Annotated in this window: 13 protein-coding genes and 1 tRNA gene; 10 read left to right on the top strand and 4 right to left on the bottom strand. The window is 49.3% G+C overall.

The genetic code is table 11. The annotated features are described in order from the left end of the window. Positions 1–9: 9 nt before the first annotated feature. Positions 10–1,002, bottom strand: a complete 993-nt coding sequence (gene fbp, locus BLX24_RS28010; RefSeq protein ID WP_071506543.1) for a class 1 fructose-bisphosphatase — start codon at positions 1,000–1,002, stop codon at positions 10–12. A gap of 728 nt (positions 1,003–1,730) precedes the next feature. Further along, positions 1,731–1,806, bottom strand: a tRNA-Phe gene (locus BLX24_RS28005). Between the two features lie 145 nt (positions 1,807–1,951). Between BLX24_RS28005 and BLX24_RS28000 the strand changes: the two genes are divergently transcribed. The 6 genes from BLX24_RS28000 to BLX24_RS27975 all read left to right on the top strand — a co-directional run bounded on the left by BLX24_RS28000 (position 1,952) and on the right by BLX24_RS27975 (position 8,604). Continuing rightward, entirely contained in the window at positions 1,952–3,313 is a 1,362-nt protein-coding gene (locus tag BLX24_RS28000; RefSeq protein ID WP_071506542.1) for a 4Fe-4S dicluster domain-containing protein, read from the top strand. 58 nt (positions 3,314–3,371) lie between these two features. Beyond that, positions 3,372–4,172 (top strand): (Fe-S)-binding protein, encoded by an 801-nt coding sequence (locus tag BLX24_RS27995; protein ID WP_071506541.1) that lies wholly within the window; start codon positions 3,372–3,374, stop codon positions 4,170–4,172. 48 nt (positions 4,173–4,220) lie between these two features. Continuing rightward, entirely contained in the window at positions 4,221–4,739 is a 519-nt protein-coding gene (locus BLX24_RS27990) for a hypothetical protein (RefSeq protein WP_071506540.1), read from the top strand. Positions 4,740–4,892: 153 nt separating this feature from the next. Continuing rightward, complete coding sequence (locus BLX24_RS27985) at positions 4,893–5,786, top strand: sugar phosphate isomerase/epimerase family protein (protein WP_083422223.1); 894 nt, start codon at positions 4,893–4,895, stop codon at positions 5,784–5,786. A gap of 126 nt (positions 5,787–5,912) precedes the next feature. Further along, positions 5,913–6,884 carry a polyprenyl synthetase family protein gene (locus BLX24_RS27980; RefSeq protein ID WP_071506539.1) on the top strand — a complete coding sequence of 324 codons (972 nt, stop codon included), beginning with the start codon at positions 5,913–5,915 and terminating at the stop codon, positions 6,882–6,884. A 73-nt stretch (positions 6,885–6,957) separates the two neighbouring features. Beyond that, on the top strand, positions 6,958–8,604 hold the full coding sequence (locus BLX24_RS27975; RefSeq protein WP_071506538.1) for an OmpA family protein: 1,647 nt from the start codon (positions 6,958–6,960) through the stop codon (positions 8,602–8,604). A 67-nt stretch (positions 8,605–8,671) separates the two neighbouring features. Here the strand turns inward: BLX24_RS27975 and BLX24_RS27970 are convergent, their stop codons facing one another. Then, positions 8,672–9,451, bottom strand: coding sequence for a hypothetical protein (locus BLX24_RS27970; protein WP_083422222.1), 780 nt, complete (start codon positions 9,449–9,451; stop codon positions 8,672–8,674). A gap of 183 nt (positions 9,452–9,634) precedes the next feature. Between BLX24_RS27970 and BLX24_RS27965 the strand changes: the two genes are divergently transcribed. From BLX24_RS27965 to BLX24_RS34200, 4 genes are all read left to right on the top strand, one after another. Continuing rightward, positions 9,635–11,278 (top strand): CotH kinase family protein, encoded by a 1,644-nt coding sequence (locus tag BLX24_RS27965; protein ID WP_071506537.1) that lies wholly within the window; start codon positions 9,635–9,637, stop codon positions 11,276–11,278. Positions 11,279–11,371: 93 nt separating this feature from the next. Beyond that, the gene (locus tag BLX24_RS34210; RefSeq protein WP_445422159.1) at positions 11,372–11,740 is read left to right on the top strand and encodes a hypothetical protein; all 369 of its coding nucleotides are present in this window, start codon (positions 11,372–11,374) and stop codon (positions 11,738–11,740) included. Continuing rightward, on the top strand, positions 11,709–12,443 hold the full coding sequence (locus BLX24_RS34205) for a glycoside hydrolase family 65 protein (protein WP_445422158.1): 735 nt from the start codon (positions 11,709–11,711) through the stop codon (positions 12,441–12,443). The genes BLX24_RS34210 and BLX24_RS34205 overlap by 32 nt, the downstream gene beginning before the upstream one ends. Positions 12,444–12,471: 28 nt before the next feature. Further along, the gene (locus BLX24_RS34200; protein WP_445422157.1) at positions 12,472–12,672 is read left to right on the top strand and encodes a hypothetical protein; all 201 of its coding nucleotides are present in this window, start codon (positions 12,472–12,474) and stop codon (positions 12,670–12,672) included. A gap of 68 nt (positions 12,673–12,740) precedes the next feature. Here the strand turns inward: BLX24_RS34200 and BLX24_RS27955 are convergent, their stop codons facing one another. Then, positions 12,741–13,409, bottom strand: a complete 669-nt coding sequence (locus BLX24_RS27955) for a TetR/AcrR family transcriptional regulator (protein WP_071506536.1) — start codon at positions 13,407–13,409, stop codon at positions 12,741–12,743. Positions 13,410–13,992 lie beyond the last annotated feature (583 nt).

Below are 13,992 nucleotides of genomic sequence, written 5' to 3'. Positions count from 1 at the left end.
ACGACAAATTTACAACCGATTTATCATTTCATCTACCATGTCTTTTGCTCCGATGTAGATTGGTGACCGCTGGTGTAGCCCGGCCGGTTCAATATCCAGAATGTCCTGATACCCATCGGATGCGCGGCAGCCTGCCTGTTCGGCAATCATTGCCAGCGGGTAGCATTCGTACAACAGCCGGAGTTTGCCTTTAGGTGCTTTAGGTGTCGGCGGGTAAAAGTAGATACCTCCTTTCAGCAGGTTGCGGTGAAAATCGGCGACGAGCGAACCAATGTACCGTGCCGAGTAGCGGCGTTCCTTGCAGCGTTCGATATATGCCTGCACCCCTGCCGGGTAGTCGGTGTAGTTGCCTTCATTGCAGGAATAAATCGACCCTTTCACCGGACTGCGCATATCGGTATGTGACAGAAAAAATTCGCCCAGCGAATGATCGTAGGTAAACCCGCTGACGCCATGACCGGTGGTGTAAACCAACATGGTTGATGAGCCGTAGAGGATATAGCCCGCAGCCACCTGCTTGCGGCCTCCCTGCATAAAATCATCGAGCGTTGCCCGTGAGCCAACAGGCGTCACCCGCCGGTAGATCGCGAAAATAGTGCCGATAGATACGTTAACGTCGATATTTGACGAACCATCAAGCGGGTCCATGGCAACCACATACTTGGCTTGGTCGTTGCCCGTGTAAATAATTTCTTCATCCTCCTCCGAAATAATCGCACAGCACTCGCCTCCGTTTTTCAGGGCACGGATAAACCGGATATTGGCAATCACATCCAGTTTTTGCTGGCTTTCGCCCTGCACATTGCTGCTGCCATAGTCGCCGGTAACATCAATCAGGCCCGCCCGATTGATTTCCTTGTTGATGATTTTGCCGGCCAGGGCGATATCCCGCAGTAACTGTGACAATTCGCCGGAAGCAAACGGGAAGTCGCTTTGGCGACGCATGATGTATCGGTCGAGTGTGACGCCGACGGGGAGTGCATACGTATTTGACGTTTCCATGATAGAGGTTGGTATTGGTTAAGGGAAATTTAAATAAGAAATCAATAGCCTGTTTACCGTTTGAGCGAATATCCGCCGGATTATCTGAAAGTTTATTCTTTATCTGGAAAGAGCACAAATTCAGGTAATACAGGCTACGTATAGTATGCGTGCATATCTTTAAAAAATTTTAGAAATATGGCTTTTTTAAGCGTGTAATCTTTAAAATGTAATAAAACAAATAATGAAGGAGAATAGGCTTCTGCGTTAGTCGATAATACTCCCGATCACTAATTCGCCGCAGAAAAACGGGCCATTACAGGATGTATCTGATTAAAATTTTACTATGAAGCGAAACGGAAAACAATAGCTGTTTAGGAGCACTGAAAATTGTCTTTTACTAAGATTTGCTGAGTAGCCTCTTTCGGGCTAATTGTAGCAGATTGATAGTATTTCAGATGAGGCGGCGGCTGTAAAATTGATATGAATGAGATATGAGATATACATGTGTCAGGAGCTTGATTTTTAGGCATTCGCTTTTTTCTTTACTCCCGGTTTAAACATAATTTTCAAATTAATTGTACTATGAATATTGCAATAGTATGCTTGCATACTATCTTTGCGGGCATTAAAACGAACGAATCGGTTTGTAGGTTAACAGAAGATGAGCACAAATATGGTTGTAAAAGCCGGCTTGCAACATTCAGATAAGGGCATAAAAAAAGCGACTGCAATTGCTTGCAGTCGCCTGGTGGTGATGGACGGAATCGAACCGCCGACACAAGGATTTTCAGTCCTTTGCTCTACCAACTGAGCTACATCACCGTAGTTGATAGTCCGTTTGGTGTCAAACGTGGGTGCAAAAGTAGGCGCTTAATGGTCACAGCGCAAGCTTTTGGCTCAAAAAAAATATAAAAAAATAAAATTAATTTAAAATCCACTGATAGTCAGTGTCTTGTAAAGAAGAGTTATGACGTACATTCAGCAATTTCTTTTTGTGATAGCCGTCGGTGTTACGGGCTTCCTGATCAGCAAGCGGGTCGGGCTTATCCGGCGGGCCATTCAACTGGGCCGTGCCGAAAATCGGAGCGATCACTCCGACGAACGTCTGAAGACCATGCTTCTGGTAGCGTTCGGGCAGAAAAAAATGTTTGCAAACCCGCTGGTAGCGGTCATGCACTTCGTTATTTACGCCGGGTTTATCATCATTAACCTCGAGGTACTGGAAATTATTCTGGATGGTATTCTGGGCACACACCGGCTGTTTGCACCGGTCATTACGCCTGTATATCCGTTCCTGATCAACTTTTTTGAACTACTGGCACTGGGCGTACTGATTGTCTGTGTGGTATTTCTGCTGCGTCGCTTTGTCGTAAAAGTGTCGCGTTTTCAGCCGGAACGCCACGAAGAAATGCGTCCTTCCTGGCCGCGGCTGGACGCCGCGCTGATCTTGATTTTCGAAGTTCTGCTGATGACGGCGTTCCTGACCTGGAATGCGGCCGACAGTATCCTGCGCGACCGGGGCATCGGCCATTATGGCGAATTGCAGGGTGTTGTGCCGGATTTTATCATCAGCCAGTTTCTGAAACCCGGGTTCTCGGGCCTGAGCGACGGCGCGTTGATCGCTTACGAACGGTTTTCGTGGTGGTTCCACATTCTGGGTATCCTGACTTTTGCCGTTTACGTGACCTATTCGAAGCACCTTCATATTTTCCTTGGTTTTCCGAATGTCTATTTCTCGGATCTGAAGCCTAAGGGCGAAATGAAAAATATGCCTGAGGTGACCAAAGAGGTGCAGCTCATGTTAGGCCTCTCCCCTGCCGATGCCACCGAAGTTCCTGCCGAAGGTGAACCGGCAATTGGCCGGTTTGGGGCAAAAGACGTGGAAGACCTGAGCTGGATTAATCTGATGAACGCATACAGCTGTACCGAATGTGGTCGCTGTACGGCTGCTTGCCCGGCCAACATCACCGGCAAAAAGCTGTCGCCGCGCAAAATTATGATGGATACCCGTGACCGGCTGGAGGACATTCAGAAAGGCTGGAAAGAGCATGGGGCTGACTACAAAGACGAAAAATCACTGTTAGGCGATTACATCACAGCCGAAGAGCTGAACGCCTGTACGACTTGTCAGGCGTGTGTGCAGGCCTGCCCGATCAACATCAATCCGCTGGATATTATCCTGCAACTACGCCGGTACCGGGTGATGGAAGAGTCGCAGGCACCGGCATCGTGGAATGCGATGTTCAGTAACATCGAAAACAACATGGCTCCGTGGAAATTCTCGCCGGGGGACCGCTTCAACTGGGCCGATCAGATTAATGAAAAATAAAGCATTCGGCCGGCCATTACAGGTGCCGGCCAATGAAACACATAAAGAACGTTGACCAATGACTTCTGAAAAAACATACACCGTACCGACCATGGCCGATATGATGGCCGCGGGCGAAACACCGGAAATCCTGTTCTGGGTAGGCTGTGCCGGGTCGTTCGATGACCGGTACAAGCGCGTTACGATTGCGTTTGCCCGCATCCTGAATCATGTCGGAATCAAATTTGCCGTGCTGGGCCCCGAAGAAACCTGTACGGGCGATCCGGCCCGCCGGGCGGGAAATGAGTTTCTGTTTCAAATGCAGGCCGTAGCCAACATTCAGGTTCTGGACGGCTACAGCGTCAAAAAAATCGTGACGGCCTGTCCGCACTGCTTTAATACGCTTAAGAATGAGTATCCGGCATTGGGCGGGAATTATGAGGTGATTCACCACTCGACCTATCTTCAGCAACTGATCAACGAAGGACGGGTAAAGGTAGAAGGCGGGGAGTCGTTCAAAGGGCGCCGGATTACGTACCACGACTCCTGCTATCTCGGACGGGCTAACAAAGTCTATGAAGCGCCCCGTCAGGTACTGGCGGCGCTGGATGCCGACCTGGTAGAAATGAAGCGGTCACGGGCAAACGGACTTTGCTGTGGTGCCGGTGGCGCGCAGTATTTCAAGGAACCCGAAGCCGGTAAAAAAGACGTAAACGTAGAACGGATCGAAGAAGCGCTGGGTACAGGAGCCGATACGGTAGCTGTAGCCTGTCCGTTCTGCATGACGATGATGTCGGACGGGGTTAAAAATAAAAATCAGGAAGATCGCGTGAAGGTCTATGATCTGGCGGAACTGATCGCAAAAGGGCAGGGTTTGTAACAGGAGAGGCGGGCTTTTTGTGCCTGTCTGAATGTTCCGGAAAAGGCCATGTATATCGATTTTAACGAAATTACGGATACTGCCCGTCTTTGGGTATATCAGGCAAACCGCACGCTGACTGATGCGGAAGTGCAACAGATAGACGCAGCCCTGCGTCCGGCGCTGAGTGGCTGGGCGGCACATGGTGAACCCCTGCTGGCGGCAGCTCAAGTGGTTGCTAATCGGTTTGTGGTTATTGCCGTTGACGAAGGCCACCACTTGCCGAGCGGGTGCTCCATAGATTCATCGGTAGGTTTTCTGCGGCAGATTAGTGCTACACTTTCGCAGCAAGGAGAGGCGATTGATTTCTTTGATCGCTCAGCGGCCTATCTGGATAGCGAGAAGCAGATACAAACCGTTACCCTGCCCAATATCAAGGCCGCCGTGGCCGACGGTAGACTGACGCCGGAAACGCTTGTCGTTAATACCCTGGTCAATACGAAGGCTACATTCCTGGCAGACTGGCTTGTGCCGGCGCAGACGACGTGGCTGAAGCGATATTTTATCCCAAAAACCGTAAGTGTGTAGCGCGTAGTTGTTACGCCATCGGGAAATCCGCGGTATTCTGTTTTTAAGAAAGCAGCATGCCGCGGATTTTATAGTTATTCTAATCGGCTATAGTTGAGTATTTGCCGGAAGGTCAGTAGATTTAGGCGTGCAACAAACCTAAACCCTAAGGTCATGTCAAGCCTGCAATCACGACGGAATTTCATACGACAAAGCTCCGTAGCGGCCCTTTCGCTGGGTACTGTGTCGTCATTACTGGCCAATCCGCAAAAACTGTTTGACCATATCAGTCTGCAACTGTATTCCGTCCGGGAAGACATGAAAATTGATCCGGTTGCCACCCTGAAGCAGGTCGCCGCCATTGGTTACAAAGAAGTTGAACCGGCAAACTACGTCGACGGCAAATGTTATGGCAAAACACCCGCCGAATTCCGGAAACTCTGCCAGGATCTGGGCATGACGATCAGCAGTTCGCATGTGTTGTTCAGTAAAAACGACTGGAATGCATCCACGAAGGATATTTCGGACCGCTACAAAAAAGCGATTGCCGATGCCGTGACGATGGGGCAAACGTTCCTGATTAATCCCGGCATCGACTCCGACAAAAAGAACCTGGATGAGGTAAAACGCATGCTGGATTCGTGGAATGTCTGCGGAGAACGCTGCAAGGCGGCCGGCCTGCAGTTTGGCTTTCATAATCACTACGATGAGTTTACCATTCAGCATGAGGGTAAGCTGCTGTACGAAATCTTCCTGGAACGCCTTGATCCTCGTCTGGTTATTCAGCAGCTGGATACCTGCAACATGAAAATAGCCAAAGCCAATGCCGTTGAGTGGATCAGAAAATATCCGAAGCACATCCGGATGCTCCACGTAAAAGACAAAGCCAAAGACCGCGACGAAAGTACTTATCTGGGCAACGGCGAAATCGATTGGCCACCGCTACTGGCAGCGGCCAAAAAAGCAGGTATTAAATATTATGTGGTCGAACAGGAGTCGTACGATGGCAATCAGCCGCTGGATTCGGTGGAGATGGATTATATCCGCATGAAACTTTGGAACGGCTGATGACAAACGAGCCCCTCCTGTCGTTATACAAATACCCGTCATTCTGCACGAAAAGAGAGCCCCGGCGCTCCAACGTTTATGTGCGTGGCTTGGTTTTGTTTATTTTTGGGCGTAAAACCCGTTCGGATGAATCCAATCGTTTTTGTTGAGGCACTTCAAAAGGAAATTCAGTCTACGCAATATGGCCGGCACCCGGCCGAATTGTATGATCCTATTCAGTACATTATGAGCCTTGGCGGCAAGCGGATGCGTCCCTTGCTGACCCTGATGGGGGCCTACTTATTTACGGATGAATGGGAGAAAGCCATTAAACCGGCTATCAGCGTCGAAGTTTTCCACAACTTTACGCTGATGCACGACGATATCATGGATCAGGCACCGCTGCGCCGTGGTCAGCCAACCGTGCACGAAAAGTGGAACCATAACATTGCCATTCTATCAGGTGATGTGATGCTGGTAAACGCCTATGAACTGCTGCTGGACATAACTCCGGATAAATTGCGGCATGTATTGGCCCGTTTTAACCGGACAGCTGCCGAGGTTTGCGAAGGCCAGCAACTGGACATGAATTTCGAAACCCGCTGGGATGTAACAGAGGCTGAATATGTGGAGATGATCAAGCTCAAAACATCGGTTCTGCTGGGGTATGCGCTCGAACTGGGCGGCATTATTGCCGGAGCCGATGCGGAGTCGACGAACCACCTGCGGGAAGGCGGCATCAACATTGGTATTGGTTTTCAGCTGAAAGACGACTTGCTGGACGTATACGGCGATCCCGCCAAGTTCGGAAAGCAGGTCGGCGGTGATATCATCGCCAACAAAAAAACCTTCCTGCTTATCGAAGCCCTGGAAAAAGCCGGAGGTACCCTGCTCGATGAGCTGAATGGCTGGCTGAGCTGCCGGGAATTTGACAAGGCCGAGAAGGTAAGGGCCGTTACCGAGATCTACGATAAACTAAATATCCGGCAGGTAACCGAACAGCGTATCAGCGATTATTTTGCGAAAGGGCTGTCGAATTTTGAACAGGTTCAGGCCACCCCCGAACGCAAGGAAATGCTGCTGTCATTTACACGGCAACTGATTGAGCGGGAGAACTAGTACTAAGCAATATGGCTTCAACGTTAATCGTAGAAAACAGGGTCACTGTCTGAATCACAGCCACAAGAATATCATGACAAAAGGATTACCGGCCGCGTTACTTGTACTTGCCAGCTTGTGTGGCGTTCATGCACAGAAGGTAGAGAATCTTGGTAATCAGGTAAATTCAGAATTTAACGAGATCAACCCGATGATTTCGCCGGATGGGAAAACGCTCTACTTTGCCCGCGTCAGCCATCCGCAGAATACGTTCGGTGATAAAGGCAGTCAGGATATCTGGTATTCAGAGCTTGACGCTGCCAGCAATAAGTGGGGGCCTGCCCGCCGCCTGGGAAATCCGCTGAATACCGACGAATATAACTGCGCCTACAGCATTACCCCCGACGGCAATACCATGCTGATCAAAGGGGCCTATAACAATGGCCGCTACGAAACACGGGGCTATTCATTCAGCAAAAAGACCGCAAATGGCTGGTCGGTGCCGCAGAAACTCGAAATTGCCGGTTATGAGCGGATGAGTCAGGGGCAATACGACTGCGGTTTCCTCTCGGCCGACGGGAAGGTGCTGATTATGTCGTTCAGCGAAAAGAAAAACAGCAAGGAAGATGATCTGTATGTTAGTTTCCGACAGAAAGACGGGAGCTGGAGCAAACCCGTTAGTCTGGGTCCGGACGTAAACACAAAATTTACGGAAACAACGCCGTTTCTGGCGGCCGACGGGGCAACACTGTATTTCTCAAGCAACCGCGAAGGCGGGCAGGGGAGTAACGACATTTATATCTGTAAGCGCGTTGACAAAACGTGGAAACACTGGTCGAAGCCGCAGAATCTGGGTCCGAAAATTAATACGGACGGTTATGATGCCTATTACTCCATTCCGGCGGCCGGCGATTATGCGTACATGACCAGTTTTAAAGGCACATTGGGCAAAGGTGATGTCGTGCGGATTAAGATGTTTGACGACCTGCCGACAACGCCAACGCTGGCGGGTAATGATCCGGCTAAGGCCGGTTCGGGCAATCCGAACGGCAACGGGCAGAACGGCAATGGCACAAACGGTACGAATGATCCGAATGCGTTGCTGCGCCCCGATCCGGTGGCTATCATCAGCGGCCGCGTGATTGACCAGAAAACCGGCCGGCCAGTGCAGGCAAGGGTTGTCTATCAGACGCTGCCCGACGGAAATGAAGCCGGTGAGGCTACATCGGACCCGGTTACGGGTGAATATAAAATTGTGTTGCCTTACGGGCAGAAATACAGCATGCGGGCTATTGCGCCAAACTTTATTGCTGAAGGCGAAAACGTCGACCTGACGCAGATTAAGGGCTTCCAGGAAATTAAGGGAAAAGAACTGACGATGGTGCCGATTGAAGAAGGGAAAGCCATTCGTCTGAACAACATTTTCTTTGATACCGGTAAGTCAGAGCTGCGGCCTGAATCCGCACCTGAGCTCGACCGCATGGTCGCGGTGTTGAATGAAAATCCGAAGATGACCATCTCCCTGAACGGTCATACCGATAATACGGGCGGGGTTGCCATTAACCAGAAACTGTCGCAGGATCGGGCCGATGCCGTACGTGAATACTTTATCGGAAAAGGCATTGAACCCGACCGGATTGCCAGCAAAGGCTTCGGCGAGAGTAAGCCGGTGGCGTCTAACGATACCGAAGAGGGGCGTCAGAAAAACCGCCGGGTAGAATTCCTGATCGTGAAAAAATAGTAAAAGGTATAAAACCGGAAAAGCCCCGCACAGACCATGCGGGGCTTTTCCGGTTTTATAGGATTGGCTAGCGCACCCGCCGGTACAGTGTTTTCGCACCCGTTTTCAGATCGGTCAGGAGCGCGTTGTTGTTTTCGACATAATATTTTGACGAAGGAATATCCTGCACGGTGCTGTTCTGGCGGATACGGACGTAAAAAATATTGCCTTTAGTAAACCATTTTGCCCCCATTGCATTAAGCTGCGCAATTACCTGATTTCCTTTGCCCTGCGAAATACCCGACGAGTTGCTGCCGCTGATATACGACGTGGACCCACCGTCGCCGAAACTGCCATCGGCGTTCAGGATCATGGTTGAGGTGTTGCCCCCGTAAAAGCCTCCGCTGTTGGCGCCTCCCCCATATTGCTCCGATGTCTGCCAGGCCCCAATCAGGGCCGGATCGCGGTATAGTTTATCTGAGGTTGCCGCTGTGACCGTGCCCGCACCGGTTGATTTGGTGAAGGCACCCACCATCCCCACGCCAAACGCAGTGATGTTTACCTGTAGGGTAGTGCCGGTGAGCTGCATGGTAAACGGAAACGTTGATCCGTCGGTCGGGTAGGTCATGGTGCCGGTGGCCTTGTTGCCGGTGATAGTACCTGCAATGGTATACATATCACTGGCAATGTCGAGGCGTCCGCCCAGTTGCTGCCCCTTTGGTATAAGGCGTAGTGTGGCCGCCACAGTCTGGGCCGGACTCTTGAGCTGACCCTGCCAGTCGCCGGAAAAAGGCTGGGCGAAGCTGGAAGCCAGAACGTTGCAGAATAATATAGCGGTAAAGAAAGCAAGCCGGAAAAAGAAAAACATAACTGAGCCTTACGGTTGGTTGAGACAGAAGAGGTTGCTTAATATACGGTTGCTGATTACGCAACGTACAATTAATTGAGTAAATGGTCAGTATCCCAACGCTGTTTTAGCCTACAGGTATGTGAGCCGCCTATCATTAGAAATGCTCGGTTTATGTGTTTATTCAAAAAGCCTTACCTGACTATGCGCGGATATATCCACAAACTCTTATTCCTGCTGCTGTTTGGTGGTCAGGCTTACGGCCAAATTCTGAGTTCGTCGGATTTACCGATTGTAATGATCGATACGAAGGGAGCGACCATCGTAGATGAGCCCAAAATCATTGCTTCACTTACCATCATAGATAATGGAACCGGAAAGCGGAATCAGGTTACGGATCCGGCGACTTTCACGAGTGTGATCGGCATCGAACTGCGCGGGGCAACTTCCCGGACGTTATTTCCGAAAAAGCCTTACGGCATTGAACTGCGCGATGCCAAAGGCGTCAATTCGGTCAATGCGCCGATTCTGGGTATGCCGGCCGAGAGTGACTGGGTCATGAATGCCGTTTACAATGATAAGACGCTGTTACGCGATGTGTTAACCTACCAGATTTTCCGCGAAAGCAGCCGCTATTACGCCTCACGCTACCGGTTTTGTGAGGTAATCCTCAACGGGCAGTATCAGGGCATTTATGTGATCATGGAAAAGATCAAACGTGATAAAAACCGTGTCGATATTGCCAATCTGAAGCCGGAAGATGTCAGCGGCGATCAGCTGACAGGCGGGTATATCCTGAAAATTGATAAAACGGAAGGTTCTGCCTCCAAAAGCTGGTTGTCCTCGTACCGGTCGAGCAGTAATAAGGCGATCACTGTGCAGATTGACCGGCCTAAGATCGAAGACATTCAGGAGGCTCAGTTTCAGTATATCCGCAAATACGTAATGGACTTTGAGGATGCTTTAAAAGGTGCTTCTTTCAGCGACTCGCTGAATGGTTTCCGGAAATTTGCCGATGAACGGTCTTTTGTCGATTATCTGTTGCTGACAGAGGTCTGTAAAAACCTGGATGGTTACCGCCTGAGTACGTTTTTTTATAAAGATCGGGATAGCAAGGGCGGAAAGCTGACCATGGGTCCCATCTGGGATTATAACCTGACCTATGGCAACGCTGACTACTGCGATGGCAACAGCTACATTGGCTGGGCGTTTAATTTTAACCGTACCTGCCCGACCGACGGCTACAGCATTCCTTTCTGGTGGGACCGGTTATTACAGGACCAAAAGTTTGCGTTGAATGTGAGGTTGCGCTACCAGGAACTCCGCAAAACCGTATTGTCGGTTAATCACCTGCATGCTTATATTGATTCCATGGCCACGATGTTGACCGAAGCGCGCGCCCGTAACTTTCAGAAATGGCCGGTTCTGGGCGTATATGTCTGGCCAAACGGCTACGTTGGCCGGACGTATGCCGATGAAATCACCTATCTGAAAGACTGGATCCGCTGGCGGCTGGATTGGCTGGATTCGGCCATCAAGCCATTTGGTGAGCCGATACTGGCGGTTGAACCCGCTCTTGATGAATCCATGGAGTTGGTCGCCGGCCCAAACCCCATGGCAGAGTATTTGCTGGTTCGGTATACACTTACGCAACGAACGGATGTGCAATTGCAGTTGACCAACAGTGAAGGCAAGATTGTACAGTCGCTTATCTTACCATCTCAGGCGGCCGGAGCTTATGAACAGCGGTTTGATAATGACCGGCTGCCTTCCCAATCAGGCGTTTATTTGCTCTCTCTAACCACGGGACAGGGGCAGCGCACCACGCGGAAAATCATCCGGTATTAAATCCAGGATCGCGGGTTTAATCAATAATTAACCATTCTGTCTTTTTTTAGTCCTGTTTTAGCAAGGTAGAGTACTTAATCCTCTTCTATCTTGATGAACCATATATGGGTAATGCTGGTCCTTGGGCTGGCGTCTTTTTCCGGTCAAACCGGCTATGGGCAGGCAGTTGATCCGGCCTGGCAGATTGAGGCGAAGGACATTAATCCCGCCCGTTACTTTGGTATTACGGTTGCTAATGGTATGATCGGGCTGGTATCGTCGCCAGAGCCGATGAAAGTAAAAGATGTGGTGCTCAACGGAGCATTTGATACTTATGGTCGTGGGCGGGTTTCCAACATCCTGACTGGCAACCTCCTTCGAGGCACAAGACAAGGTGAGTGTCCGGCAAACGGTTATGGCGTTGCGGCATCTGCCCTTTTCAACCTTGTCGATGGTGGAAATAACAGCGAAGAAAGACTGTGAAATCAGCCCGATGAGTGTTATCGAATCACCGGAAAACCTTAAGGATGTCAAAAATTTTTACGCCGAAATGGACCGTTCGCACGTTACGATCCAGCTGCTCACCTCGGTTGCCAAAAGTCCGGCCGGGCGGCATACTGTAGCGGCTTCAACCAGCTTTATTTTTGAAGAACCCCACGGTCAGGAGCCAGATGTACTGCACGAAGACTGGGATTACAACATGCACCTTGCCAAATTCAAAAAGCGGCTGAAAGCGGGTGAGACATATCGTTTCAGTGTGGTTGGCTCGGTATCCTCAACGGCACATACGGCAGATCCGCACAACGAAGCAGAACGGCTCACGATTTTTGCGGCCCTCAAACGCACACCGCGCCTGTTACAGCGCCATGAAGCCGCATGGGAAAAACTGTGGCAAAGCGACATTGCGATCAGCGGCGACGACGATGCCCGGCAGGCTGTGCGGTCGGCACTCTACCATCTATATTCATTTGTTCGGGAAGGAGCGTCCTACAGCTTGTCGCCCATGGGGCTGTCCGGGTTGGGCTATAACGGCCACGTCTTCTGGGATACAGAGTTATGGATGTATCCGACTATTCTGGTGCTTAAACCGGAAATGACGAGATCAATCCTGGTCCGTTCTGGCAACGCTGCACGCGCGTTCAGGCGAACCCGACAAAGCATACGACTGGTTTCTGAAAAGTTATAAACCCAATGAAGTACCTCCGTTTCGCGTAATGGCCGAAACGGCCGGAGGAACCAATCCTTACTTTGCTACAGGAGCAGGGGGGATGCTCCTGGCAGTACTGAATGGTTTTGGCGGCCTTGATATTACCGATGCCGGTATTGTGCAACTGAAGACGCATTTGCCTAAGAAATGGCAGTCTTTAACCATCAAGGGGATCGGTATGGATAAGAAAACAGTACAAGTAAACTGATATGCAGCCATGAGTAGTTAGTCGATGGCTGTTTTGTTAAATGACTAACTACTCATGGATGCGGTTTGTTACCATAGGGCAACAGGAGTCGCTGACGTTTGCAACTCAACGGTTGTTTCCTTCGATTGAGCTGCTACTTTATTAAGCGCAATATAAATCACTTTAACGGCCTCCTCAATACGTTTCCAGCCGTCTTCGCTACGCAGATCAATACCAATCATAGTACGGTTGTTCTGAGCGAGTAGAGTCATATGTGACATAGCACTCAGCATAACGGCCGAAATAGCATGCACATCGGCTCCTTTCACAAAAGAAAGCTGATCAACCAAGCGTACAAGTTCTTCGTCCTGGGCTTTGCTGATGATATCGGCAGTTACGTCGCCTTCAATTACAGTAGCTTTCAGCATTTCACGCCCAGCTTTAAAAGTCCGGAACGTACGGTACGTTTGTGTAACCTGACGATACCAGATTCGTGCCAGGTCAGACTGATTCAATGGACGGATTTGTTCCAGTACGGCGGGGGTAAATGTTGGATAGAGTTTACCCATCTTTACATAATATTCCAGTAATCCATCAAGACCTCCAAAGTATCTGTAAATGAGTACTTTGCTTACACCAGCTTTTTCTGCAACCCGATTGACTCCAACTCCTTCAAGACCTCTTTCGGTGATTACGTCTTCGAGGGCTTCTACAATACGCTGAATCGTTTTGGTTCGGTTTCTACGGATCTTTTCCATAGCTAAAATAATATAGTTTAGTGGGTGAGACTGCTGCCAGAACGTAAATAGTACACTTATCTGATTGGCAATTAATAACTTACCGTATCGTTAGATAGGCTGGCCCTATTTTCAAACTAAGCAGATATTACATGAGACTGATGTTTTGGAAAAAGGTAACAAAAAAGTAAAAAAAAAGTGACGCCAAAGCAGTGAACGATATTCTTTATTGTATATAGAACTATGGATGTTATAACAAAACTATGCCCTATAAGAAAGAAAAAGTCAAAATAATTTACTGATATTCAGATAATTATCCCCTTTGTTGTCATTATAGGTCTTTGCGCGATAAAATTTGCCGATACCTCAAAAAAAAAATTAATAAATCCAATAAAAAATGTAATCCATTCCTGTATTCTTCCTGATAAGGCGGCCGGCAGGCACAACTATTGGTCTATACTGACAGATACCATAGTGGCTTGTATGATGAGTGAAGAGGTTGCTAATTGGTATATTTAGTAACTTATATAGCCATAATGGTGGATATTATGGGTAATAATTTATAATTAATAGTCTCTAATTCAAGTTGCGTGATATAGAGTTT

The organism is Arsenicibacter rosenii (assembly GCF_001870735.1).
In the GTDB taxonomy this organism is placed as follows: domain Bacteria; phylum Bacteroidota; class Bacteroidia; order Cytophagales; family Spirosomataceae; genus Arsenicibacter; species Arsenicibacter rosenii.
The sequence above is the reverse complement of the archived record's forward strand: the minus strand, read 5'-3'. Positions and strand labels throughout refer to the sequence as shown.